Here is a 23,735-nt window from a genome sequence, read left to right as displayed (position 1 = left end):
CGGGGATGCGCTGTGCGCCGTCGTGCTCCCGCCGCGCTGGCGCTTGGGGGCGGTGGCTGGGGCTGCCGTCACTGGGTGACCTTCCGCTGGGTGGACTTCAGGAAGACGAAGGAGAGGATGAACGTCGCCAGCGCCAGGACCACCGAGAACGCCGCGGCGAGGTTGTAGTTCGGTACGGAGGCCGTGGTGTAGACGGCGAGGTTCGGGGTGAACGTGCTGTTGATCGCGGAGCTGAAGCTGCGCAGGGTCTGCGGCTCGGCCAGCAGTTGCAGGGTCCCGATGATCGAGAAGACCGCCGTGAGGATGATCGCCGGGATCACGAGGGGGATCTTGATGCGCCAGGCGATCTGGAGGTTGCTGGCGCCGTCGAGCCGTGCCGCCTCGTAGATCTCGGTGGGGATGGCGAGGAGGGAGGAGTAGATGATCAGCATGTTGTAGCCGACGTACACCCAGGTCACGATGTTCGCGATGGCCCACAGCACGAGGTTCCCGGACAGGAAGTCGATGTTCGAGGTCACGGCGCCGAAGGGGGAGAGCGAGGGCGAGTAGAGGAACCCCCACATGATCGCCGCGATGACGCCGGGCACGGCGTACGGGGCGAAGAACGCGAGCCGGAAGAACTTCTTGCCCTTCAGCAGCGGGGAGTCGAGGAGGAGCGCGAACAGCAGGGCGAGGCCGAGCATCACCGGCACCTGCACCGCGCCGAAGAGCAGCACGCGCCCCACGGACTCCCAGAACGCGGTGTTCTGGAACACCTGCTGGTACTGCACCAGGCCACCGAATACCTGCCGCGGCGGGCCGAACGTGCCCTCGCGCTCCACCGTGAGCAGCGACTGCACGATCGCGTAGACGATCGGCACCGCGTAGAACGCGAGGAAGAGGACGGCGAACGGGGCGATGAAGAGGGCGACGGCGCGGCGTTGCGCTCCCGACGACCGGTTCTTCCGGGTGGCCGGCGGCGCCTGTGCCGCTGCGGCCGGGGTGCTGAGGGCTGACATGTCCTCTAATCCTTTCGACTGGTGGGTGAGCCGTCGGTGGTCCGCGTGCCTCGGGAGGCACGATCGGTGCGGATGACGCGGACCGCGCCCGCGGGGACGACGGCGACGTCGGCCACGGCTTCGGTGGTCAGCAGCTCCAGCCCGCTGATGCGGTACTTGCGGTCCTCGGAGGAGTGGTTGATCAGGAACACGTAGTCGTGGAGCTCGCCCCGGCGCCTGACGGTCTCGAGCCCGGCCTGCTCCTCGGGCAGCTGCACGCCCGCGGTGACCGCGGCGCGGAGCAGGAGGTCCTTGAGCACGCCGGCGTCGAGCACGGTGCCGGCGTACCAGGCCTCACCGGCACCCGTACGGTTCCGGGTGACGGCGGGCTGCCCGGTGAGGTGCCCGCCGGCGAAGCTCAGCATCACCTCGGCAGTGGTGAGGCGGATGGCCTCGGACCACAGGGAGCCGAGCGACCCGTTGTCGAGGGGGAGCGGGTGCGTAGGGTCCAGGGGGAAGAATTCCTCCGAGCGGATCCCGAGCAGGTCGCGGAACGCGCCGGGGTAGCCGCCGGGGCGTACCCTCTCGTTCTCGTCGACGATCCCGCTGAAGAACGTGATGAACGCGGTGCCGCCACCCCGGACGAAGCGCTCGACGACGTCCGCGTGCTCATCCCGCACCAGGTACAGGTTGGGGATCACCGCGAGCTTGTAGGCGGAGAGGTCGGCACCGGGTGCCACGACGTCGACCGTGAGCCCGGCCTGCCACAGGGCGGTGTAGGCCGCGTGAACCTGCTCGATGTAGCGGACGTCGCCCGAGGGGTGCGATTCCTGGTCGTGCGCCCACCACGCCTCCCAGCTGAAGACGAGCGCGACCTCCGCGTGCACGGTGGTCCCGGCGATCTCGCCGAGTTTCGTGAGTGAGGAGCCGAGTTCGACGACGTCGCGCCAGATCCGCGAGTCGGTCCCCGCGTGGGGGAGCATCGCGGAGTGGAACTTCTCGCTGCCCTGCAGGGACGCGCGCCACTGGAAGAAGCAGAGGCCGTCGGCGCCGCGCGCGAGGTGCGTGAGGGAGTTGCGGAGCATCTCGCCCGGGCCCTTGGCGATGTTGCGGGGCTGCCAGTTCACCGCGCCGGTGGAGTGCTCCATGAGCAGCCACGGCGCGCCCTGGGCGAGCCCGCGGGTGGTGTCGGCCGCGAAGGCGAGCTCGGCGAGAGGTGTGTCCAGGCGGTGGTCGAGGTAGTGGTCGTTCGCGATGACGTCCATCTCCGGTGCCCAGGCCCAGTAGTCCTGGTTGCGGATGTGCGCGGCGACCATGAAGTTCGTGGTGACCGGAGCGGCGCTGTTCCGGCGAAGCACGCTCTCCTCGGCCCGGTAGTGCGCCAGGAGTTCGTCGGAGCTGAACCGGTTGAAGTCGAGCGTCTGCGTGGGGTTCGTGGCGGAGAGCGTGAGTCGCGGCGGCAGGATCTGCTCCCAGGCGGAGTAGCGCTGGCTCCAGAAGGCCGTGCCCCAGGCGTCGTTGAGGGCGTCCAACGAGGTGTAGCGGGTGCGGAGCCACCTGCGGAAGGCCTCCGCCGAGACGTCGCAGTAGCACAGCGAGTTGTGGCAGCCGAGTTCGTTGGAGACGTGCCAGAGGCGCAGCGCCGCGTGGGCGCCGTAGCGGGTGGCGACCTGCTCCACCAGGGCGAGGGCGCGCTCGCGGTAGATCGGCGAGCTGGGGCAGAAGGCCTGGCGGCCGCCGGGCCATCGGGCGGTCCCGTCCGCTGCGCGGGGAAGCACCTCGGGGTGCGCGCTGGTCAGCCAGGCCGGTGTGGAGGAGGTCCCGGTGCCGAGGTTGACGCCGATCCCGTGCTCGGCGAGGAGGTCCATGACGGCGTCGAGGGTCTCGAACCGGAAGACGCCCTGCTCGGGTTCCAGTTCGGCCCAGCCGAAGATGTTGACGGCCACGAGGTTCACCCCGGCGTCCTTCATCAGGCGGACGTCCTCGAGCCAGACGGACGCGTCCCACTGCTCGGGGTTGTAGTCACACCCGTACACGAGCTGCCCGTTCCCGGACAGTCCTGCGACGGTGGTTGCGCGTACCAAACTCGGCTCCTCATGCGGCGATGCGATCCTCCGGCAGGGCCGAGGAGACCCGCGCGTCCTGTGAACGCTCCCACATAGGGGTGGCTTGGCTCTCCATCGAGAATCTGTGAACGCTCCCAGAGTAACTACGGTCACACTTACCTGTCAAAGCCCCGGTTCACCGGGCGCCGTCAATCCCCGCCGACCGCCCGGGAGATGTCCGAGGACGCCTCCCAGGTGGCTGGTCAGCTGAAGCGCTGCTGCAGGTGGACGACGACCTCCTTGCCGGACTCGGACTTCCCGATGTCCCGGCAGATCGCGGCCCGCAGCGGGAGCCAGTGCGGGCCCGTGCCGGACGGCATCAGGGTGGCCGCGAAGGCGTGGCCGTCGATGGTCCCGGCGATCTTCGCAGCGCGGCGCGTGCCGAGGAGCTCGTCGGAGCCCGGCAGTTCGAGGTAGGTGGCGAAGGCGCCGTCCTTCCGGATGGCGACCTCGAAGACGGCGTCCAGCGGTCGGCCGGTGCGGTCGTCGGTCATCAGGCCGGCTGCTGCTCGCCGTATTTCGCCTGCACGGCCTCCCAGTCGCCCGTCTGCGCGATCGGGTCCATCCACATGATCTCCCACGCGTGGCCGTCGGGGTCGGCGAATGCCCGTGAGCGCATGAAGCCGAGGTCCTGGCGCTTGCCCTCCACGGCACCGGCTGCGACAGCGCGGTCCACCACGGCGTCGACCTCGTCCGAGGTGTCCACGCTGATGGCGTTGATCGTCGCGGACGTGGCGGCGGTGTCCGCGACCGGCTTGTCCGTGAACTGCGACCAGTGCTGGTGGGTCAGGATCATCACGTGGATCGTGTCACTGATGGTGACGGCACCGGCGTCGTCGTTCGAGAAGGCGGGGTCGAGCGTCCAGCCGAAACTCGTGTAGAACTCCTTCGACGCGGCGAGATCGCGAACCGGCAGGTTGATGAAGACATTCGTGGGCATGAGCGTGCTCCTGTTCGTGGCGGTGCTGACGGGGCCCGTCCGGGCCCCTTGTACCTGTTGGACGCAGTGTCGCCGGGAAAATCATCGGTCGGGCAGGTACACGGACGCAATGACTCCCGGCCGGGGGAACGCGGCCCGCCGCGGCGGGAGGTGCGCCGGGCCGTGCGCAGGAGGAGACGTCCGCGAAGGAATCCCTTGCACGCCGCGCGGACAGGCACCACAGTGAGGTGCACAGCCGACGGAAGGTCGAAGATGAGCACCTCTGCAGGGCACGTCCCCGAGTCCACGACCGAGACCGCACAGCCCGAGCTCAAACGGGTCCTCGGGCCGAAGCTGCTCTTGCTGTTCATCGTGGGGGACATCCTCGGCGCCGGCGTCTACGCGGTGACCGGCACCATGGCCGGAACCGTCGGTGGCATCGTCTGGCTGCCGTTCCTGCTCGCGTTCGTCGTCGCCACCATGACCGCGTTCTCCTACCTCGAACTCGTGACGCAGTACCCGCAGGCCGCCGGTGCGGCGCTGTACGCGCACAAGGCCTTCGGCATCCACTTCGTCACGTTCCTGGTGGCGTTCGCCGTCGTCTGCTCGGGCATCACCAGCGCCGCGACGTCCGCCAACGTGCTGGCGCAGAACTTCTTCGGCGGCCTCGAGGTCAACGGGTGGCTGGACATGCCCGGCCAGGGCGTCATCACCGCCGTAGCGCTCGGCTTCATGCTGCTGCTCGCGCTCATCAACCTCCGGGGCGTGGGGGAGAGCGTCAAGTTCAACGTGGTGCTCACCCTGATCGAGGTGGCCGCCCTCTGCATCGTGATCGGCGTCGGGTTCTTCGTGATGGCTCAGGGCCGCGGCAACCTCGGCGAGATCTTCGTGTTCACCGACTCCCAGGACAAGGGGCTCTTCCTCGCCGTCACGGCGGCCACGTCCATCGCCTTCTTCGCCATGGTGGGCTTCGAGGACTCCGTGAACATGGTCGAGGAGACCCGCGAACCAGAGCGGATCTTTCCCCGCACGATGCTCACCGGGCTCGGGATCGCCGTGATCTTCTACATGCTCGTGGCCGTCTCCGTGGTCACCGTGCTCAGCCCCACGGAGCTCGAGGGCATCCGTGAATCGGAGGGTGCAGCGTTGCTCGAGGTGGTGCGGGCGGGCTCGCCGGACTTCCCGATCGACCGCGTCTTCCCGTTCCTCGCCGTCTTCGCCGTGGCGAACACCGCCCTGATCAACATGCTCATGGCGAGCCGGCTCATCTACGGGATGGCCCGCCAGGACGTGCTGCCCCGCGCGCTCGGCAAGGTGTTGCCCGTGCGCTGCACGCCCTGGGCCGGCATCCTCTTCTCCACGGTGCTGGCGCTCGGCCTGATCCTCTTCGTGACCAGCGATCCGGACAGCAACATCGTGGCCAACCTCTCGGGCACCACGGCCTTCCTGCTCCTCTGCGTCTTCACGGTGGTCAATGTCGCGTGCCTCGTCCTGCGGCGCAAGCGGGACCCCCACCGCAAGGTCTTCTTCACCTCGCCCGGTCCGCTGCCGCTCATCGCAGCGCTCCTCTGCGCCTTCCTCGCCGGTCCGTGGGTGGGGCGCGACGTCGTGCAGTACCAGATCGCGGGCGGCCTCATGGCCATCGGCGTGGCCCTCTGGCTCGTCACCTGGCTCATCAACCGCCGCACCGACACGCCCGCGGGTGACCCGAGCGTCACCGCCGACTGACCGGCGGACCGACCCGACATGCAGATCCTCCGCTACGCCGCGTTCACCGATTCCCCCGCCGGCGGCAACCCGGCGGGTGTGGTGCTGGACGCCGATGCGCTCGACGCCCCCACCATGCAGCTCATCGCCGCCGATCTCGGGTACGCCGAGAGTGCCTTCGTCTCCGCCCGGTCACCCGGGAGCGCGACCGTCCGGTACTTCGCCCCGGAGGCCGAGATCCCGTTCTGCGGGCACGCGACCATCGCCACCGCCGTCGCACTCGCCGAGCAGGACGGCGCCGGGCCGCTGCTCTTGTCCACGCCGGTCGGCGACATCGACGTGACCACGCGGCAGGACGACGGCGGCCGGCTGATCGCGTCGCTCGTGACCGTCGAGCCGTGGGTCAGGCCCCTCGAGCCCGCTGCCCGCACGCTGCTGCTGCAGCACCTGCGGCTCAATGAGGCGGACCTCGCGCCGGAGCTCCCGGTGATGCTCGCGTTCGCCGGGAACGTCCACCCGATCGTCCCGGTGCGCGGGAACGGCGTGCTCCGTGCGCTGGACTACCACTACGACGCGCTCAGGTCCCTGATGGCTGACAACGGATGGGGCGCCACCGTGGCTGTCGTCCACCGCCTCGGCGCCGACCTGTTCGACGCGCGCAACCCGTTCCCACCCGGTGGCGTCCGCGAGGACCCGGCGACGGGCTCGGCGGCCGCATCGCTGGGTGCGTACCTCAGGCATCGGGGCGAGGTGATGCCGCCCGCGATCATCACGGTGCATCAGGGGGCCGACGTCGGCAGGCCGTCGGTGATCTCCGTCGGTATTCCCGCGGCGGGCGGGATCACCGTCTCGGGCGGCGCGGTGCCGATCACCGCGTAGCCGGCGGCCCGTCCGCGAGGGCTTCCTCCCACTCCACGCCCCCCCCGCAGTGGGAGGAATGGAGCATTCCCACTGCGGGGGGTCGTGGAGTGGGACGAGGCCGGGCCCGAGCGGAACGATGCCTGCCTTCCGGCTCGCGCAGTGGGACGAGGCCGACGCCCCGGGCGGAACGACACCGGCCGACGCCCCCGAGGGAGCGCCGGCCGGTCGGCGTGCGGATTCCTGGTCGGACGACCCGACCAGGGAAGGATCAGCGAAGGATCAGCGCTGGGTCAGCGGGAGCGCGAGGTCGGTGACCGACGCGCCGATGGTGCCGAGCGGGGTGACCTTGCCGTTGAGCAGGTCCACCGAGTAGAGCGACCCGTTGATGACTGCGAAGCCGACGGAATCGACCGTGCTGCCGTTCTGGAGGGTCGAATAGATGTCGAAGCCGGTGTCGCCTGCGGCGTCCACGCCGAACTTGCCCGTGGCGACGAGCGATCCGGCGTTGGCGGGCGACTGGAGGGCCACCTGGTCGAGGGCTGCGTCGAGATCGAACAGCGTGGTGCCCGTGGCGGGGTCGAGGTCGTTGTTCGTGTAGGCCGCTCCGTTGATGCCCGCGGCGACAGCAGGTGCCGCGTAGCTGAGCGCGCCGTCGGACACGGTGGCTGCACCGGCGGTGGCGAAGGGCTGGCGCAGGTTCTGGCCGGTGTCGCTGACGACGCGCAGTGCGTTCGCGGCGGGGTTGAAGTCCACGCCGAACGTGGTGCCGTTGAGTGCCACCGTGAGCCTCGTCACCTGCGTGGCGACGCCGGTGTCGGCGTTGATCACGTAGACGCCGGCGCTCGCGGCGTTGTTGCCGACGCCGTAGAGGTTGCCGTCCTGCACGCGGTAGTCGATGCCGATGAGGCGGGTGTCGCCGCCGGTCAGGCCGCTCACCGCGACACCGCCCTTGACCTTGCCGGCCTTCGTGGTGTCGAACTGCACCAGCGTGGTGCCGGCGTCGGCGAGCCCGACGACGCGCAGCTTGTCCTTGCCCTGCGATCCGCTGTCGGCCACGGCAGGGGCAGCGGTCAGGACGGTGGTGGCGATGGGCGCCACGGCCATCACGGAGGTCACGGCGATCGCTGCGACGCCCAGCTTCAAGGTCTTCTTCATGGTGTTCTCCTGAGGATTGCCGGTCTCCGGATATCGGACGACTCGGCAGGGGTATACGCGGCGAGGTGGCGGGGCGTTCACCGCTCGTCAGGATCTGTTCCTGTTCGCCGGCGTGTTCCCGGTCCGTCAGCCGGCCGGCGGTGCCGAGGTCTTGCGGACCAGGGCGTAGGAGGCCAGATCACGCCGCGAGCCGCCCAGCTCCATATAGCTGCGGAGGAGCCCTTCGTAGGCGAAGCCCGCCCTCGTGGCGACCGTCACGGACGCGATGTTCCACGGCTCGATGTGCAACTCCAGTCGGTGCAGGGCCGGGAAGCTCCAGGCGAACGGGACGAGCGCGCGGAGCGCCTCCGTGCCCACGGACCGGCCCCGCGCGGAGGGCACGACGGCGTAGCCCGCCTGGGCTCGCCCGTGCGCGCGGTCGCGGAGCCACAGACCGATCATCCCGAGACCGCGGTCCGAGTCCCGGTCGTGGACGGCGAAGGAGAAGCCGGTGCCGTCAGCGTGGCGTGCGTGCTGGCGCTCGATGTACGCCCGCGCACCGTCGTCGTCGCAGTGGGCCTGCAGGGTTCCGACGAGCGGCACGTACGGGTCCGTGGACAGCTCCCGCACCATCGCGATGTCCAGTTCGCCGAACTGCCGCAGCACCACGGTGCCGTACCGCGGCGCCTCGACCGGCCAGGGCGGCAGCGGGAAGGCCTCGGAGCTGCTCACGGCCGGAGCCCGAACGCCGCGAGCCGGAGGTCGCCGTGCTCGCTGAACCCGAGGGACCGGTAGAACGGGAGGGAGGCCGCAGCGTCCGGCGTCCCTGCGGCGTCGGTGGTCAGGGCGAGGAACATGCAGTGGCGGTACCGTTCCTTCACCTCCTGCACGAGGGCGCGCCCGATGCCGCGTCGCTGCGCCGTCGGAGCGACGAGGATGTCCTGCAGGTAGCAGATCGACTCGCCGTCGGAGACGGTCCTGGCGAGACCGAGGAGCTCCCCGCCGTCGTCCCGGGCCGTGAGGACGAGGTGCGAGCCGGCGATGCTCCTCTCGAGGCGCGCGGGGTCCCACGTGTACGCGGCCCAGCCCACGGCCCGGTACAGGGCGAGCGCGTCGTCGAGCGGGGGAGCGACGTCGCCGATGATGATCACCAGCCCACCGTACTGCGGGTCGCGGCGCCGTCGGGGGGACGGCGCTACGGACCGGCGATCGGCGCGGTGCGTGCTGCAGTCACCGTGATGAGATCGCCGGGCGCGAGTTCGAGGTCGAGCCCACGCCGTCCGCCGGAGACGAAGATGCTCGCGTGCGTGAGGGCGGTGTCGTCGACCACCACGGGGGAGGGGTGGCGTTGCCCGACCGGCGAGATGCCACCGAGCACGTACCCCGTGCGCCGTTGGGCGAGGGCGGGATCGGCCATGAGCGCCTTCCGGCCGCCGAGGGCCTGCGCGAGTGCCTTGAGATCCAGGCTGCCGGAGACGGGGACCACGGCGGTGACGAGCCCGCCGTCAACCGTGGTCATGAGCGTCTTGAACACCCGATCCGGGTCGACGCCGAGAGCGGCCGCGGCTTCCAGTCCGTACGTGGACACGCCCTCACGGTGGTCGTACGGCCGCGCCGTGAACGAGACGCCCGCTGCGGTGAGGGCGAGGATCGCGGGGGTGCTGGGCGAGGGCGTTCGGGCCATGAGGCCTTTCTACTCCCAGCAGGCGCTCGCAGGTACCAGGGCACCCTCGTGGCGTCCCATCCGAGGACCGGCGGCACGATCAACCAGTGCGGTCAGCCCGCGACGGACGCCCGGGCGGGCACGTCGAGCTCCAGCAGGTCGGCGGAGCCCCATGCTCCGGTGAACTCGCAGGACACGATGAACTCCCTGAGCACCGGGCCGGTCAGCAGCAGCCCCTCCACGTAGTCGATCCCGTCGCGCGTCACCGACGCGATGTCGTCCTGCTCCAGGGCCGCGAGGACCAGCTGCGTCTCGAGCGGCTCCTCGTCGTGGAGGGAGCACCAGTACACGTAGAGGCCCTCGAACTCGTCGAGGGTGGTGAGCGATCCATCGGAGGTGGCGGTGGTGCAGTCGAGCAGGAAGGTGGAGAGGTGCTGCGTCATGGCGGGAGTCCTTTGCAGAGCGGGAACCGGCTACGGGGCGGATCGGCGGCGCTGTCGCCGCGAGAGGCGGAGGGGGAGCGACGGCGTCGTGCCTGCCGGGGATGGTTCGGCGAGGTTCAGGGGTGGTTCAGGCGAGAAGACGGGTGACGCGCGGGAGCCAGGAGCGGCGAGCCGGTGGGATCGACGGCGCGCGGGAGGCCGGGGTGGAACCGGCGGACGGGAGAGCGGCAGGACGCATGCGGGTGCGTCGTACGGGAGGGGAGGGAAGAAGGGCTTCCTGCGTGGTCATGGAGCGGGCCCCGTTCGGGGATGAGGCTCGACTGCTGTGCACCGGCCGTGCGGCGAGGTGACGAAGAGAGGAACCTGCGAGAGCCGCCTTCTTCTAGACAACCGTCTCCCACAGTACGCCTGTTCCACGGTGTTGGCTGGTGTCGATTTTCCCGCGCGGCATCGTCGCAGGTGGGACGCACAGGGGCTCGGCTACGCTACACGTATGGCCTCGATCCGAACCCGTCAGCGTCGGGCCACCATCAACGACGTGGCCACCGAGGCAGGGCTCTCGCGGGGCACCGTTTCGCGCGTGGTCAACGGCGAACGGTACGTGTCCGACGAAGCGCGAGTCGCCGTCGAGGAGGCGATCGCTCGCGTGGGCTACGTGCGCAACACCGCAGCCCGGAACCTCGTCACGCAGGAATCACGGGCCATCGCGCTGATCATCCACGAGCCCCATTCACTCCTGTTCGAGGACCCCAACATCGGGTCCATCCTCCTCGGCGCCAACGAGGTGCTCTCGAAGGCGGACTACCAGCTCGTCTCACTCATCATCGATTCGGACAGGGACAGTCGCCGCGTGGCGGACTACCTGCGCGGAGGGCTCGTGGACGGCGCCGTGATCGTCTCCGCCCGTGCCTCGGACCCGATCGCGTCCGCCGTGAGGGACATCGGTGTCCCTGCGGCCTTCGTGGGTCATCCACCCGGGACGCCGAACCTTCCCTACGTCGCGATCGACAACACGGCGGCGGCGCGGGCCATCACACAGCGCCTCGTCGAGACCGGCCGCCGCCGCATCGCGATGATCGCCTGCGCCATGGACCGCGACTCCGGGCAGGACCGCTTCCGGGGCTTCCGCGAGGCCCTCGGCGAGCACTTCGACCCCGAACTCGTCGTGGAGTACCCGCTCTACACGTATGCGGCCGGCCTGGAGGGGATGCAGGAGCTCCTGCGCCGCAGCCCCGAGCTCGACGGCGTCTTCGCCGCCTCGGACGCCGTCGCCGCGGGGGCCATGACCGCCCTGCAGGAATCGGGCCGCAAGGTGCCGGACGACGTCGGGATCGTCGGGTTCGACGACAGCAGCTGGGCGCTCCGGACACGCCCGCAGCTCTCGACGGTCAGGCAGCCCGCCGACCTCCTGGGCAGCACGGCCGCCGAGCTGGTCCTGGCGCAGATCCGCGGCCTGCCGAGCCCGGTGCAGGTGCTGGAGACCACTGTCGTGTGGCGGGACTCCGCCTAGCCCCCAAGCACCGCCCAGTACTCCCGGGTCTCGAGGGAAGGATCATCACCATGTGGATCGGGTTCATCGAGTTCGACATCCTCCTGGGCGACGTGCACTCCCTCAAGGCCAAACGGTCCGTGGTGCGGCCGCTCGTCGCGGACGTGCGCCGCTCCTTCGACGCCTCCGTGGCCGAGGTGGGCCACCAGGACCTGCACCGTCGGGCGGCCGTGGGGGTCGGGGTGGTCAGCGGCGACCGGCAGCACGCGGTGGACGTGCTCGACCGCGTGGAGAGGTACGTCGCCGAGCGGCCCGAGATCGATCTCCTCAGCTCGAAGGTCCGGATCCTCGACAGCGAGGACTGAGCGGGCGGTCCCGCCCCCGCGCGTCAGGCCCCCACGTCGGACGCCGTGAGGCGGCGGAGCGCGCCGTCGTCGTAGGCCGCCAGCAGGGCCCGGATGTCCTTGTGCACCTCGACGGCCCCGGCGTCGCGGAGTTCGGCCTCGCTCGTTCCGCCCGAGGCCAGCCCGATCGTGGGGATGGAGAGTTCGGACGCCGCCTCGACGTCCCAGATCGAGTCGCCGACGAACACGGCGTTCGCGGCCTCGAGCCCACCGGCGTCGAGCGCGGCGCGCAGGATGTCCGGGGAGGGCTTGCTGTTCTCGGCGTCCGAGGAACTCGTGGCGGCCGTGATGGCGTCATCGGCTCCGATGATCCCGCGGAGGACGCCCAGCTCGCGTCCCGAGGCCGAGGAAGCCAGCACCACGGTGAGTCCGTCCGAGGCGCAGCGGTGGAGGAGGTCGGCGGCGCCGTCGAACGCACGCAGGCCCGGCCAGTGGCTGGAGAAGATCGCGGAGTGCGCCGTGTCGAGCTCGTCGTCCTGGGAGGCGTCGCGGTCCTCGCCGAGCACGTGGGCCACGAGCTTGTCCCCGCCCATGCCGATGGCGCGGTGGATCTCGGCCATCGGCACGTCGTGACCCAGGCGGCGGAAGGAGAGCCACCACGCGAGGGTGTGCTGGTAGTTCGAGTCGACGAGCGTGCCGTCCACATCGAAGAGGACCCCGTGCCGCACCGCGGTGGAGTCCTCGGTACCGTTCGTCGTGCCGTCCGTGATGCCGTCCGTCATGGTCGTCCTCTCCGCCTGCTCCGGGTACGACCCAAGCCTAGGAACAGGGGACGGCGGTGCGGTCCGCGTCATCGTGCTTGCGGCGGCACGGGAAGTGTGGGCCGCCGCGCGTCGGGCCGGTCAGGGAGCCGGAACCGGCTCGACGACGATCGCCACGCGCTCCTCACCGATGCGCGTCAGCACGAGGGTGGCTTTCTTGCGGCCCTTCCCCGAGCCGGACAGCAGGAGTTTCCTGACCTCCTCGGGCGTGACGGAGAGGCCGCGCTTCTTGATGTCGAGCACGCCGATGCCCTCCGTGCGCACCCAGCTCTTCAACGCCTTCACGTTGTAGGGGCGTACGTCCAGGACTCGGTAGGCGCGGGCGAAGGGGGTGTCGACGAGTTCGGCAGCACAGATGTACGCGATCATCGGGTCCAGCAGGTGGCCGCCGAGCCGCTCGGCGAGGTCCGCCACGAGTTCGGCGCGGATCACGGCGCCGTCGGGCTCGTACAGGTACCCGCCCACCGCGCCCACGGACGCCGTCGGGCCCTGTCCGAACTCCGCTCCCGAGACCATTTCAGCGGCCCCCCGCGGACCGAGCACCAGCGCGGCGCGGCGGATGCCCTCACGGCGGAGGGCATTGAACCAGAGGGACACCTCGGTGACGTCGCCGTCCACGGAGACCCACTGCGCCTCGCAGTTCGCGGGAATGGCGGCGTGCGGCATACCGGGTCCCATCTTCACGCCCACGGGCTTGCCGCCGTCCGCGAGCTCCTGCACGAAGGAGAGCGGCGGGGAGAACGCCTCGGGGTCGAACAGGCGGGAGGTCCCAGACGTCGTGGTGGTCCGGCGCGCGGGGTCGAGCCACACGCCGTCGTACCCCTCGGTGTCCACGAAGGAGGCGTCCGCGTTGACCACGCGCGCATTCGGGAAGGGGAGCAGGTTCATGGTCGCCGCGGCGGCCGTGGTCTCGTCGAGCTCGACGGCGGTCACCTCGCGCTCCAGCGTGGCGAGCGCCATGCTGTCCGCGCCGAGCCCGCAGCCCAGGTCCGCGACCTTCACGAGGCCCGCGTCGACGAAGCGCTGCGCGTGGCGCGCGGCCACGGAGAGCCGCGTGGCCTGCTCGAGCCCCGCGGTGGTGAAGACCATGTGGTCCGCGAAGGGGCCGAACTTTGCGGCGGCCTTCGCTCGGAGTCTCGATTGCGTCAGGGCGGCGGCCACCACCTCGGGGGAGTGCCCGGCCTTCCGGAGCTGCTCGGTGAGGCGCAGGCTGTCGGCCTCGGTGTAGGGGCCGAGGGAGTTGAGCAGCTCCCAGCCCTCGGACGTCAGGATGTCTGCGATGTTGTCCGTGGCCATCCGGCCAGCCTAGAGGAGCGAGGGCGTTCGAGGCCTGTTCCCTGCTGTCCTCCCCGAACTCGATTGGCACTCGCCTTGACCGAGTGCCAGCCCTTGCATACAGTCGGAGTTGGCACTCGCTCCTAGCGGGTGCTAATCCCGAGGGAAGCGTCCACCGGCACCGCGACGACGGTATGCGCACCTCCCGACGGCCCCATTCCACTGGTATCGAACGCAAAGGAGAGCCCGAGTGTCGGTCTCTATCAAGCCCCTTGAGGACCGCATTGTGGTCCGTCCCCTCGAAGCCGAGCAGACCACTGCTTCCGGTCTCGTCATCCCGGACACCGCTAAGGAGAAGCCCCAGGAGGGCGAGGTCGTGGCGGTCGGACCGGGTCGTGTCGACGACAACGGCAACCGCGTCCCCGTCGACGTCGCCGAGGGCGACATCGTCATCTACTCGAAGTACGGCGGAACCGAGGTCAAGCACGGCGGCCAGGAGTACCTGGTGCTCTCCGCCCGCGACGTCCTCGCAGTCGTCGTCAAGTAGCACCCCACAGGAAGAGCCCCGGCCCGCAATGGCCGGGGTTTTTCTCGCTGCACAAGCCTGAAAGGAATCAACAATGGCAAAGCAGTTGGAATTCAACGACGCCGCCCGCCGTGCCCTCGAGGCCGGCGTGGACAAGCTCGCGAACACCGTCAAGGTGACGCTGGGCCCCCGCGGACGCAACGTCGTGCTGGACAAGAAGTGGGGCGCTCCCACCATCACGAACGACGGCGTCACGATCGCCCGTGAGATCGAGCTGGACGACCCGTACGAGAACCTCGGCGCACAGCTCGCCAAGGAGGTCGCCACCAAGACCAACGACGTCGCCGGTGACGGCACCACCACCGCGACCGTCCTCGCGCAGGCCCTCGTGAAGGAAGGCCTCCGCAACGTGGCCGCCGGCGCAGCACCGGGACAGCTCAAGCACGGCATCGAGGTGGCGGTCGAGGCCGTCGCCAAGCGCCTGCTCGAGAACGCCCGCGAGGTCGTCGGTCAGCAGACCGCCAACGTCGCCTCCATCTCCGCCCAGAGCACCGAGGTCGGGGACCTCCTCGCCGAGGCCTTCGAGAAGGTCGGCAAGGACGGCGTCATCACCATCGAGGAGTCCTCCTCGACCGTGACGGAGCTTGTCCTCACCGAGGGCATGCAGTTCGACAAGGGTTACCTCTCGCCGTACTTCGTGACCGACGCCGAGCGCCAGGAAGCCGTCCTCGAGGACGCGCTCATCCTCATCAACTCCGGCAAGATCTCCTCGCTCGCCGAGTTCCTCCCCTTGCTGGAGAAGGCCCTCCAGGCCGGCAAGCCGCTGTTCATCATCGCCGAGGACATCGAGGGCGAGGCGCTCTCCACGCTCGTCGTCAACAAGATCCGCGGCACCCTGAACGTCGTCGCCGTCAAGGCACCCGGCTTCGGTGACCGCCGTAAGGCCATGATGCAGGACATCGCGACCCTCACGGGTGCGCAGGTCGTCTCGCCCGACCTCGGTCTGAAGCTGGACCAGGTGGGCCTCGAGGTCCTCGGCTCTGCTCGTCGGATCACCGTCACCAAGGACGCCACCACCATCGTGGATGGCACGGGCAGCGAGTCCGACGTCGCCGACCGCGTGGCGCAGATCCGCGCCGAGGTGGAGCGCACCGATTCCGATTGGGACCGCGAGAAGCTCCAGGAGCGCCTCGCGAAGCTCGCCGGCGGTATCGGCGTCATCAAGGTCGGCGCCGCGACCGAGGTGGAGCTCAAGGAGAAGAAGCACCGCATCGAGGACGCCGTGTCCTCCACGCGTGCGGCTCTCGAGGAGGGCATCGTCGCCGGTGGTGGTTCCGCGCTGGTCCACGCCGGCAAGGCGCTCGACACCGACCCCGACGTCCTCGCACTGGAGGGTGACGCCGCCACGGCCATCGGTCTCGTGCGCCGCGCCCTCGCCCAGCCCCTGCGCTGGATCGCCGAGAACGCCGGACACGAGGGCTACGTCGTCGTCGCCAAGGTCTCGGAGCTCGAGGTGGGCCACGGTTTCAACGCCGCCACCGGCGAGTACGAGAACCTCGTGGACGCCGGCATCATCGACCCGGTGAAGGTCACGCGCTCCGCTCTGCGGAACGCCGCCTCCATCGCGGCCCTGGTGCTCACCACGGAGACCCTCGTGGTCGAGAAGCCCGCGGAGTCCGAGGGCGAAGAGGGCCACGGCCACTCGCACTAGGACATCCTCGCGGTCGGCATTCCGCTGACCGCAGCTCCGCCCGCAGCTTCAGCAGCACCCCGGTTCCTCGGAGCCGGGGTGCTGCTGCGTGTGGGGCCTGTGTTTCGTGTTGCTCGGCCCTGCGCCGCGGGTCCTCTAGCCTCTGGGGCTTTGTCCCATCCGGCGCCGTCGTGCACTGGGAATGAGTGCGCATTCCCAGTCGATCGCCGCGTGAAGTGGGAGGAACCGGTAGCGACGCCGGAGAAAACCCGCGTGCCGCACGCCCTGAAGGCTGACCACAATGACGAAGCCCCTGCTCTCTCCTGACAGGCAGCGGACCATCCCAGATAGAGCTCCTGCATTGTGGGAATGAGTGCGCATTCCCGGTCGATCGCCGCGTGAAGTGGGAGGGTCCACCCGCACCGCTGGCTTCCTCCCATTCGACGCCGTCGTGCATCGGGAATAAGTGCGCATTCCCACTCGAGCGCGTCGTGGAATGGGAGGAAGCAGCAGCGACGCCGCGAGCAGTCAAAAGCCCACGGCCGGACGCCCTGCGAGCTCACCACAAGGACGAAGCCCCGGCTCCCGTGACGGGCAGCGGACCATCCCAGCTCTCGTGACGGGCAGCGGACCATCCCAGATAGAGCTCCTGCATTGTGGGAATGAGTGCGCATTCCCGGTCGATCGCCGCGTGAAGTGGGAGGGTCCACCCGCACCGCTGGCTTCTTCCCATTGGACGCCGTCGTGCATCGGGAATGAGGGCGCATTCCCACTTGATCGCCACGCGAAGTGGGAGGAAGGGGCGAGATACGGTCGTGGCAGCGCAGCCAAGGTCATCAGCAGGCCAGCAGGCGGGCAGGCGGGCAGGCGGGCAGGCAAACGGTCGGCAGGCCTAGGCGCCCTACCGGCCCGGACGGATTCCAGGCCCTGACAACGACGAAGCCCCGGCTCCCACCTGACGGGGGAACCGGGGCTGCGTCGGATGTGCTGAGGGATCAGGCGTCGACGACGATCGCCGACACCACCGGCTGCCGGTTGAAGTAGCGGCGCATCCAGTTGGCCGTGGCCCGCTCGATGATGTCCTCGGGATCCTGACGGCGCCCGCCCTGGCGGTTCGAGGCGGCGTCACGGAGAGCCTTCTCGACCGCCGCGCCGGCCTTGTCGAGGTCCTCGTCCGAGCAGGAGAAGCCCTTGATGAAGAACTCGGGTGTCTCGACGATCTCGCCGTTCTCGGGATCGATGATCGCGAGGACCGTGACCACACCCTCCTCGGCCAGGCGGCGGCGCTCCACGAGGTCCTCCTCGGTGATGCCACCCACGCTGTCGCCGTCGACGAACACGAGGCCCGCCTCGACCTTGCCGGAGATCGTCGCTCGGCCCCGCGCGAGGTCCACGGTCACGCCATCCTGCGCGATGACCACGTTGCGGGGATCGACGCCGGTGGCGACGGCGATCTCCGAGTTGGCCCGCAGGTGGCGCCACTCGCCGTGCACGGGCATGACGTTGCGCGGCTTCACGATGTTGTAGCAGTAGGCGAGTTCGCCGGCACTCGCGTGCCCGGAGACGTGCACCTTCGCGTTGCCCTTGTGGACCACGTTGGCGCCGATCTCGGTGAGCGCGTTGATGATGCCGTAGATGGCGTTCTCGTTGCCCGGGATGAGCGAGCTCGCGAGCAGCACGGTGTCACCCTCGCTGATGCGGATCGCGTGGTCCTTGTTGGCCATGCGGGAGAGGGCGGCCATCGGCTCACCCTGCGAACCGGTGCAGATGAGGACCACCTTGTGGTCGTCGCTGCGCTCGAGCTTCTTGAAGTCCACGAGCAGGCCCTGCGGGATGTTCAGGTACCCGAGGTCCGCCGCGATGGTCATGTTGCGGACCATCGAGCGGCCCACGAACGCCACCTTGCGGCGGTGCTGGTGCGCGGTGTCGATGATCTGCTGGATCCGGTGGATGTGGCTTGCGAAGCTCGACACGATGATGCGGCGCGGGGCCGTGCGGAACACGGCGTCGATCGCGGGGGCGAGATCCTTCTCGGACGTGGTGAAGCCCGGGACGTCGGCGTTCGTGGAGTCCGTCAGGAACAGGTCCACGCCCTCTGCGCCGAGGCGCGCGAAGCCCGCGAGGTCGGTGATGCGGCGGTCCAGGGGGAACTGGTCCATCTTGAAGTCGCCGGTGTGGAGCACCATGCCGGCCGCGGTGCGGATGGCGACGGCGAGGCTGTCCGGGATGGAGTGGTTGACCGCGACGAATTCGAGGTCGAACCCGCCCATGGTGCGGCGGTCACCCTCCTTGACCTGGATGGTCTTCGGCGTGATGCGGTGCTCCTTGAGCTTCGCCTCGATGAAGGCGAGCGTGAGCCGGGATCCCACCAGGGGGATGTCCGCGCGCTCCTTGAGCAGGTACGGGACACCGCCGATGTGGTCCTCGTGGCCGTGTGTGAGGACCACGGCGACGACGTCGTCGAGCCGGTCCCGGATGTAGGAGAAGTCCGGCAGGATGACGTTGATGCCCGGCTGGTGCTCCTCGGGGAACAGGACGCCGCAGTCCACGATCAGCAGTTTCCCGTCGAACTCGAAGACCGTCATGTTTCTGCCGATCTCACCGATCCCGCCGAGAGCGACGATGCGCATGGCTCCCGTGGCGAGCTCGCGTGGTGCTTTCAGGACGGCAGGTCTTTTATTCACAGATCAGGTATCTCTCGGTCGTGAGGTGGGCGGGGCGGGGCCGTCAGACGCTGCGCGTCGAGGCCGGGTAGCCCGGCAATCTCCATCAATGGGTGGTTCGGGTGGTCCCCGAGAATTCGGGGACATAGTCCTCCTAGGGTACGTCGTCGCGCGCGAACCGGGGGTGTCGGTCCTCGAAACGGGTCCGGAAGGGCCGGTGCGGGGCGCCGTACGTGAGCGCTGTCACCGGAATAGGGCCCCTCCTGCTTCCGTTCTAGACTGGCAGAGCCGGCCGGCGCACCCTTGCCGTTGGCCCTTCTCCCCCCCCCGCGGCAACCCCGAGAGAGGCGCAGCAATGAGCCAGCAGTCCGGCCAGAACGACACCCACGATCCCTTCGGATTCATCGGCCTGACCTATGACGACGTGCTCCTGCTCCCGGGTCACACCGACGTCATCCCCTCCGAGGCGGACACGTCGTCGCGCATCTCCAAGCGCATCACCGTGCGGACACCGTTGCTCTCCTCCGCGATGGACACCGTCACGGAAGCGCGCATGGCCATCGCGATGGCCCGCCAGGGCGGCCTCGGCGTCATCCACCGGAACCTGTCCATCGAGGACCAGGCGGGCCAGGTGGACCGCGTCAAGCGCAGCGAGTCGGGCATGATCACGAACCCGCTGACCATCGGCCCCGATGCCACGCTGCTGGAACTCGACGAGCTGTGCGGTCACTACCGTGTCTCGGGCCTGCCGGTGGTCAACGAGACCGGTCACCTGCTGGGCATCATCACCAACCGCGACACGCGCTTCGTCCTCGAGCGGGACTTCCCGACCACGCGCGTCAGTGACGTCATGACCAAGATGCCCCTCGTCACGGGCCGCGTGGGGATCAGTGGCGACGACGCCATCAACCTCCTCGCCACGAACAAGATCGAGAAGCTCCCGCTCGTCGACGACGACGGCGTACTCCGCGGTCTCATCACCGTCAAGGACTTCACGAAGGCCGAGCAGTATCCGCTGTCCACCAAGGACGACGACGGACGTCTCCGCGTCGGCGCGGCCATCGGCTTCTTCGGGGACGGCTGGGAGCGCGCCATGGCGCTCGTCGACGCCGGCGTGGACGCCCTCTTCGTGGACACCGCGAACGGCCACAGCGCCGGCGTGCTCGAGATGATCGCCCGCCTCAAGGCCGAGAAGTCGCTGGCGCACGTCGACATCATCGGCGGGCAGGCCGCCACGCGTGAGGGCGCGCAGGCGCTGATCGACGCCGGAGCGGACGGCATCAAGGTGGGCGTGGGGCCGGGCTCCATCTGCACCACCCGCGTGGTGGCCGGCGTGGGCGTCCCGCAGATCACGGCCATCTACGAATCGGCCAAGGCAGCCATCCCCGCGGGCGTGCCGGTCATCGCCGACGGTGGCTTGCAGTACTCGGGCGACATCGGCAAGGCGATCGTGGCGGGCGCGGACACCGTGATGCTCGGCTCTCTCCTCGCGGGATCCGCCGAGGCGCCGGGCGAGTTGATCTTCGTGAACGGCAAGCAGTTCAAGACCTACCGCGGCATGGGGTCCCTCGGGGCCATGCAGACGCGCGGCAGGAACACCTCGTACTCGAAGGACCGCTACTTCCAGGCCGACGTCGTCGGGGACGACAAGCTGATCCCCGAGGGCATCGAGGGGCGTGTGGCCTACCGCGGCCCGCTCGCGTCGGTGGCCTACCAGCTCGTCGGTGGACTGCGGCAGACAATGTTCTACACGGGGGCCCGCACCGTCGCCGAGCTCAAGGCCAAGGGCAAGTTCGTGCGGATCACCGCCGCCGGGCTGAAGGAATCCCACCCGCACGACATCCAGATGACGGTCGAGGCACCCAACTACGGCTCCAAGTAACGCACGCCCCTCGGGAGCCCGCCGTCGTCGGACGGCGGGCGTCTCATGAGCGGGCTGCCCCAGCCCGAGGCGGCGGCGCGACGCCGGCTCCGCCTCGGTCCGTATGCCCGCGCCGTCGGGCAGGTGCTGAAGGTGAGCGCGAAGGCCTCGCCCGGCGCCGTCGCCATGAAGGTGGCGGGCTCGCTCATCTCGGCGGTCCTGCCGCTGGTCACCACCTACTTCGCCTCACTCACGACGACGGCGCTCGCCGCGGCCTATGCGGGTGAGGCCGACGCCGGCCGGCAGGCCATCGTCTACGTGGTCGTCACGGCCGTCCTCGGGCTGCTCTGGGGAGCGTTCACCAGCGTGGACCGCTACATCCAGCAGGTCCTGAGCTTCCGGGTCGGGGCGATCGTGGGCGACCAGATGTACGAGAGGTTCCTCGCCCTCGAGTTCTGGCGCTACGACGACAAGGAGACGGTGGATCTCTACGACCGCGCGCGCCGCTTCTCCGACTCCTACGCCCGCGTGCTCGACCGCATCGCCGCGATCTTCACGCAGCTCACCTCGGTGGTCCTCGCGATCGGGGGCGCTGCTGCTCGTCAGCTGGTGGATCGCGCTGATCGTGCTGCTGGCCATCATCCCGAGCGTCTACCTGCAGTTCCGGCTGTCCCGTGAGCAGATGGCGCACTGGAACACGCAGGTGGACTCGCGGCGTCAGCGGCGCATGATCGAGAACAACCTCATGAAGCCGCAGCACATCGCCGAGATGCGGCTGTACGGGATCGTCCGGTACCTCATGGACCTGCGCTCCACGCTGCGGGACGCCGACGAGAAGCGTCGGCTCGATTTCCAGAGGAGGTACATCCCGAAGCAGCTCCTCGCCGATGCGCTGCAGTACGGCGCAGAGCTGCTCGCGCTCGTGTGGATCGTGGGTCAGATTATCGCGCGGGCCCAGCCGGTGGGGCAGTTCCTCTACGTGCAGCAGATCGTCAGCCGCGCGCTGAGCACCGCGAACAACCTCGTGACCTCGCTCAGCTCCATCGACGAGGATCTCGCCAACCTCAAGGATTACGAGCAGTTCATGGCGTTCCCGCTCTCGACGGCGGCGACGGGCACACTGGACGCCGCGCCGTCCGTCGTCGAACTCCGGAACATCCACTTCACCTACTCGGGCAGCGATGCCGAGGTGCTCAAGGGCATCTCGATGACCTTCGAGCGGGGCACCCACGTGGCGATCGTCGGCGAGAACGGCGCCGGGAAGTCCACCCTGATCCGGGTGCTCGCAGGTCTGTACCAGCCCGGCGAGGGGGAGGTGCTGCTCGAGGGCCGGGACCTGCGGGCCGTCCGAATCGACGACTGGCACCGGCACCTCGCCGTCATGAGCCAGGACTTCCTGCGCTACGAGTTCGCGACGGCGGAGAACAACATCTTCTTCGGCGACGTCCGGACGCCGCGCGACGACGAGCGGGTGCGCAGGGCGGCGCACGACGCCGAGGCCACGGAGTTCATCACCTCGCTGCCGAGCGGCTTCGAGAACTACGTGAGCAACTGGATGGAGGACCCGCGCGGACGGAAGGGGAGCGGCCTCTCCGGCGGGCAGTGGCAGCGCCTCGCCATGGCCCGCAACTTCTACCGCGACGCGCCCTTCGTGGTCATGGACGAACCCACCTCGGCCATCGACGCCCTCGCCGAACACCGCATCTTCACGCGGCTCTTCGCCGACCGCTCACGCACGATCATCGCGATCAGCCACCGCCTCGCGACGATCGAGAAGGCCGACGTCGTGTACATGCTGGAGGACGGTCGGGTGGTCGAGTCGGGCACGCACCGCGAACTCGTAGCCCTCCGCGGCCGCTACTTCCGCATGTTCGAGAGCCAGTTGCCGGAGGCCTGAGCAGGAATCACGGCAGCAGGAATTAGGGCAGGGGTGCGGGCAGGTGCTCTTCTGCCGTCCTGACCGGTGACCGAGCCCTCACAACGGCCCGAAGGGGAAGGGCCCGGTGCCGTCGTCCGCCAGGGCTCTGCGCTGGAGCTCGGACCGCGCTGCGGCGTTCCCCTCGAGGTGGGCCAGGAAGAGCTCGCGCGCATGGGCTGCATGCCACGCGGGGATGACGAGCTGGGCGGACATCGCCAGCACGAGTCCCAGCACCGTGACGAAGCCGCCCACCACGCCGGTGGGCTGTGTCTCGGCCCGGACCAGCAGGATGGTCGTCACGACCAGCAGTCCGACCCCGAGGAGTGCGGCACTCAGCACGGCTCCGCGGACGGTCGCCGGTGACCGCGAGGAGGTGAGGCGCTGGTGCGGTGGCACCGGATGGGCCCGGTGCCGCCGTTGCAGACCGATGGCGCAGAGGAGGAGCGCCGCTGCCACCGCGGGGAGCACCCAGCCGAGCGCACCCGCCGAACCCGTCGTCAGCGCGAGGAGCCCGGCGAGGGCTACGACGCACGCCCAGAGGTACACGCACAGCACGGCGGCGCGGCGTTGGGAGTGATTGAAGGCCATACGGCGCAGGACCGTCGTCGACGCGGAGGTCGCCTCGGGCCCGGCGTCGAGCCAGGCCTCGAGGGGACGCACCGGGTGGCGCTCGCCTCCCACGGGTGCCGCTGACATGTCCCTGCGCCGGCTAGCGGCCATCGAGGTCGAGCGCCTTGCCGAACTCCTCGACCTCGGCACCCGTGGCGGGAGTGGTCACCTCAGGTTCCGCACCCTCCCCGAGGGTGACGCGGACACCTCCGTCGGTGTTCCTGAGGAGCGTTGCCGTCCGGGGCGTGACACCGAAGCCGTGGTGTTTCGCCCGCACCGAGAGCAGGGAGTCCGCGGAGGTGTTACCGAAGTAGTGGGTGGCGATGTCGAGCGCGAAGGAGAGGATCGGCTTGTCCGCGGGAAGCGGGTTGAACTGATGCACGCCGCGCGTTCCGACGCTCATCACGAAGGCACCGGCGGCGGACTGCACACCGAACAGCACGGAACTGGTGCCGTCGGTGGTGACAGCGATCTCCAGCCAGCCGCCCGCTGTCGCCATGATCCCTGCGATCTGCTCCGTGGGACCGGTGAGAACGAGGTCCGAACCCTGGACCACCGCGAGATCACGCACCAGAAGCGTCGACAGGCCCGCGCGGACGAGAACGTCCTCGGCCCTGACGTCCGCGAGTCTGAGGACGTCGCGGGTGTAGGAGCTGGGATCGGTGTCGTTGAAGGACAGCAGCGCGAGGATCTCGTGCTCGGTGAGTGGCACCGTGGTCTCGGACATGGA

The 23,735-nt window shown here is 69.4% G+C and carries 21 protein-coding genes and 1 pseudogene; 8 read left to right on the top strand and 14 right to left on the bottom strand.

Annotation, left to right across the window (positions count from 1 at the left end; all coding sequences use genetic code 11):
• Window positions 1-68: 68 nt before the first annotated feature.
• From AC4D16_RS05215 to AC4D16_RS05200, 4 genes are all read right to left on the bottom strand, one after another.
• Window positions 69-998 carry a carbohydrate ABC transporter permease gene (locus AC4D16_RS05215; RefSeq protein ID WP_490948528.1) on the bottom strand — a complete coding sequence of 310 codons (930 nt, stop codon included), beginning with the start codon at window positions 996-998 and terminating at the stop codon, window positions 69-71.
• Between the two features lie 5 nt (window positions 999-1,003).
• Window positions 1,004-3,061 carry a beta-galactosidase gene (locus tag AC4D16_RS05210; RefSeq protein ID WP_490954193.1) on the bottom strand — a complete coding sequence of 686 codons (2,058 nt, stop codon included), beginning with the start codon at window positions 3,059-3,061 and terminating at the stop codon, window positions 1,004-1,006.
• 224 nt (window positions 3,062-3,285) lie between these two features.
• Complete coding sequence (locus tag AC4D16_RS05205; protein ID WP_490954192.1) at window positions 3,286-3,576, bottom strand: DUF1905 domain-containing protein; 291 nt, start codon at window positions 3,574-3,576, stop codon at window positions 3,286-3,288.
• Window positions 3,576-4,022: a VOC family protein gene (locus AC4D16_RS05200; RefSeq protein ID WP_490954191.1), complete on the bottom strand. Its 447-nt coding sequence runs from the start codon at window positions 4,020-4,022 to the stop codon at window positions 3,576-3,578. The genes AC4D16_RS05205 and AC4D16_RS05200 overlap by 1 nt, the downstream gene beginning before the upstream one ends.
• Before the next feature lie 252 nt (window positions 4,023-4,274).
• On the opposite strand from AC4D16_RS05200, the gene AC4D16_RS05195 reads away from it, so the two are divergent.
• Together AC4D16_RS05195 and AC4D16_RS05190 are read left to right on the top strand one after the other, a co-directional pair.
• On the top strand, window positions 4,275-5,729 hold the full coding sequence (locus AC4D16_RS05195) for an APC family permease (RefSeq protein WP_490954190.1): 1,455 nt from the start codon (window positions 4,275-4,277) through the stop codon (window positions 5,727-5,729).
• Between the two features lie 18 nt (window positions 5,730-5,747).
• Window positions 5,748-6,587 carry a PhzF family phenazine biosynthesis protein gene (locus tag AC4D16_RS05190; protein WP_490954189.1) on the top strand — a complete coding sequence of 280 codons (840 nt, stop codon included), beginning with the start codon at window positions 5,748-5,750 and terminating at the stop codon, window positions 6,585-6,587.
• Between the two features lie 261 nt (window positions 6,588-6,848).
• On the opposite strand, the gene AC4D16_RS05185 is transcribed toward AC4D16_RS05190, so the two are convergent.
• The 5 genes from AC4D16_RS05185 to AC4D16_RS05165 form a co-directional block, all read right to left on the bottom strand.
• Window positions 6,849-7,724 carry a DUF4394 domain-containing protein gene (locus AC4D16_RS05185; RefSeq protein WP_490954188.1) on the bottom strand — a complete coding sequence of 292 codons (876 nt, stop codon included), beginning with the start codon at window positions 7,722-7,724 and terminating at the stop codon, window positions 6,849-6,851.
• 126 nt (window positions 7,725-7,850) lie between these two features.
• A complete protein-coding gene (locus tag AC4D16_RS05180; protein WP_490954187.1) occupies window positions 7,851-8,435 on the bottom strand; it encodes a GNAT family N-acetyltransferase in 585 nt (194 codons plus the stop codon).
• Window positions 8,432-8,854 (bottom strand): GNAT family N-acetyltransferase, encoded by a 423-nt coding sequence (locus AC4D16_RS05175; RefSeq protein WP_490954186.1) that lies wholly within the window; start codon window positions 8,852-8,854, stop codon window positions 8,432-8,434. Before AC4D16_RS05175 ends, AC4D16_RS05180 begins: the two co-directional genes overlap by 4 nt.
• Window positions 8,855-8,898: 44 nt before the next feature.
• On the bottom strand, window positions 8,899-9,387 hold the full coding sequence (gene ybaK / locus AC4D16_RS05170) for a Cys-tRNA(Pro) deacylase (RefSeq protein ID WP_490948545.1): 489 nt from the start codon (window positions 9,385-9,387) through the stop codon (window positions 8,899-8,901).
• A gap of 92 nt (window positions 9,388-9,479) precedes the next feature.
• Window positions 9,480-9,809 (bottom strand): hypothetical protein, encoded by a 330-nt coding sequence (locus AC4D16_RS05165; protein ID WP_490948547.1) that lies wholly within the window; start codon window positions 9,807-9,809, stop codon window positions 9,480-9,482.
• Between the two features lie 493 nt (window positions 9,810-10,302).
• Here AC4D16_RS05165 and AC4D16_RS05160 point away from each other — a divergent pair, with 493 nt between their 5' ends.
• Complete coding sequence (locus AC4D16_RS05160; protein ID WP_490954185.1) at window positions 10,303-11,319, top strand: LacI family DNA-binding transcriptional regulator; 1,017 nt, start codon at window positions 10,303-10,305, stop codon at window positions 11,317-11,319.
• A gap of 50 nt (window positions 11,320-11,369) precedes the next feature.
• Window positions 11,370-11,663 carry a DUF503 domain-containing protein gene (locus tag AC4D16_RS05155; RefSeq protein ID WP_490948551.1) on the top strand — a complete coding sequence of 98 codons (294 nt, stop codon included), beginning with the start codon at window positions 11,370-11,372 and terminating at the stop codon, window positions 11,661-11,663.
• A gap of 23 nt (window positions 11,664-11,686) precedes the next feature.
• Here the strand turns inward: AC4D16_RS05155 and AC4D16_RS05150 are convergent, their stop codons facing one another.
• Both AC4D16_RS05150 and AC4D16_RS05145 read right to left on the bottom strand, forming a co-directional pair.
• Window positions 11,687-12,424: an HAD family hydrolase gene (locus AC4D16_RS05150; RefSeq protein ID WP_490948553.1), complete on the bottom strand. Its 738-nt coding sequence runs from the start codon at window positions 12,422-12,424 to the stop codon at window positions 11,687-11,689.
• A 120-nt stretch (window positions 12,425-12,544) separates the two neighbouring features.
• Window positions 12,545-13,759, bottom strand: coding sequence for a class I SAM-dependent methyltransferase (locus tag AC4D16_RS05145; protein WP_490954184.1), 1,215 nt, complete (start codon window positions 13,757-13,759; stop codon window positions 12,545-12,547).
• Between the two features lie 229 nt (window positions 13,760-13,988).
• On the opposite strand from AC4D16_RS05145, the gene groES reads away from it, so the two are divergent.
• Both groES and groL read left to right on the top strand, forming a co-directional pair.
• On the top strand, window positions 13,989-14,285 hold the full coding sequence (gene groES / locus AC4D16_RS05140) for a co-chaperone GroES (RefSeq protein WP_055768411.1): 297 nt from the start codon (window positions 13,989-13,991) through the stop codon (window positions 14,283-14,285).
• Window positions 14,286-14,358: 73 nt separating this feature from the next.
• Window positions 14,359-15,975 (top strand): chaperonin GroEL, encoded by a 1,617-nt coding sequence (gene groL, locus AC4D16_RS05135; protein ID WP_490954183.1) that lies wholly within the window; start codon window positions 14,359-14,361, stop codon window positions 15,973-15,975.
• Window positions 15,976-16,949: 974 nt separating this feature from the next.
• Here groL and AC4D16_RS05130 read toward each other — a convergent pair.
• On the bottom strand, window positions 16,950-18,584 hold the full coding sequence (locus AC4D16_RS05130; RefSeq protein WP_490948774.1) for a ribonuclease J: 1,635 nt from the start codon (window positions 18,582-18,584) through the stop codon (window positions 16,950-16,952).
• A gap of 388 nt (window positions 18,585-18,972) precedes the next feature.
• Between AC4D16_RS05130 and guaB the strand changes: the two genes are divergently transcribed.
• Both guaB and AC4D16_RS05120 read left to right on the top strand, forming a co-directional pair.
• Window positions 18,973-20,499: an IMP dehydrogenase gene (gene guaB / locus AC4D16_RS05125; RefSeq protein WP_490948560.1), complete on the top strand. Its 1,527-nt coding sequence runs from the start codon at window positions 18,973-18,975 to the stop codon at window positions 20,497-20,499.
• Between the two features lie 45 nt (window positions 20,500-20,544).
• Window positions 20,545-22,375, top strand: a pseudogene (locus tag AC4D16_RS05120) (ABC transporter ATP-binding protein).
• 78 nt (window positions 22,376-22,453) lie between these two features.
• Here the strand turns inward: AC4D16_RS05120 and AC4D16_RS05115 are convergent.
• Complete coding sequence (locus tag AC4D16_RS05115; protein ID WP_490948564.1) at window positions 22,454-23,092, bottom strand: hypothetical protein; 639 nt, start codon at window positions 23,090-23,092, stop codon at window positions 22,454-22,456.
• A gap of 13 nt (window positions 23,093-23,105) precedes the next feature.
• A complete protein-coding gene (locus AC4D16_RS05110) occupies window positions 23,106-23,732 on the bottom strand; it encodes a hypothetical protein (protein ID WP_490954182.1) in 627 nt (208 codons plus the stop codon).
• Between the last annotated feature and the right edge of the window lie 3 nt (window positions 23,733-23,735).

This window comes from Arthrobacter sp. TJ-236, assembly GCF_058269235.1.
This window is presented reverse-complemented; position numbering and strand designations above follow the sequence as displayed.

Coding starts and splice junctions, on each gene's coding strand:
- guaB (WP_490948560.1), top strand. CDS start 18,973: ATGAGCCAGCAGTCCGGCCAGAACGACACCCACGATCCCTTCGGATTC.
- AC4D16_RS05115 (WP_490948564.1), bottom strand. CDS start 23,092: ATGTCAGCGGCACCCGTGGGAGGCGAGCGCCACCCGGTGCGTCCCCTC.
- AC4D16_RS05155 (WP_490948551.1), top strand. CDS start 11,370: ATGTGGATCGGGTTCATCGAGTTCGACATCCTCCTGGGCGACGTGCAC.
- AC4D16_RS05185 (WP_490954188.1), bottom strand. CDS start 7,724: ATGAAGAAGACCTTGAAGCTGGGCGTCGCAGCGATCGCCGTGACCTCC.
- groL (WP_490954183.1), top strand. CDS start 14,359: ATGGCAAAGCAGTTGGAATTCAACGACGCCGCCCGCCGTGCCCTCGAG.
- AC4D16_RS05165 (WP_490948547.1), bottom strand. CDS start 9,809: ATGACGCAGCACCTCTCCACCTTCCTGCTCGACTGCACCACCGCCACC.
- AC4D16_RS05145 (WP_490954184.1), bottom strand. CDS start 13,759: ATGGCCACGGACAACATCGCAGACATCCTGACGTCCGAGGGCTGGGAG.
- AC4D16_RS05160 (WP_490954185.1), top strand. CDS start 10,303: ATGGCCTCGATCCGAACCCGTCAGCGTCGGGCCACCATCAACGACGTG.
- AC4D16_RS05205 (WP_490954192.1), bottom strand. CDS start 3,576: ATGACCGACGACCGCACCGGCCGACCGCTGGACGCCGTCTTCGAGGTC.
- AC4D16_RS05110 (WP_490954182.1), bottom strand. CDS start 23,732: ATGTCCGAGACCACGGTGCCACTCACCGAGCACGAGATCCTCGCGCTG.
- ybaK (WP_490948545.1), bottom strand. CDS start 9,387: ATGGCCCGAACGCCCTCGCCCAGCACCCCCGCGATCCTCGCCCTCACC.
- AC4D16_RS05195 (WP_490954190.1), top strand. CDS start 4,275: ATGAGCACCTCTGCAGGGCACGTCCCCGAGTCCACGACCGAGACCGCA.
- AC4D16_RS05200 (WP_490954191.1), bottom strand. CDS start 4,022: ATGCCCACGAATGTCTTCATCAACCTGCCGGTTCGCGATCTCGCCGCG.
- AC4D16_RS05215 (WP_490948528.1), bottom strand. CDS start 998: ATGTCAGCCCTCAGCACCCCGGCCGCAGCGGCACAGGCGCCGCCGGCC.
- AC4D16_RS05130 (WP_490948774.1), bottom strand. CDS start 18,584: ATGCGCATCGTCGCTCTCGGCGGGATCGGTGAGATCGGCAGAAACATG.
- AC4D16_RS05190 (WP_490954189.1), top strand. CDS start 5,748: ATGCAGATCCTCCGCTACGCCGCGTTCACCGATTCCCCCGCCGGCGGC.
- AC4D16_RS05150 (WP_490948553.1), bottom strand. CDS start 12,424: ATGACGGACGGCATCACGGACGGCACGACGAACGGTACCGAGGACTCC.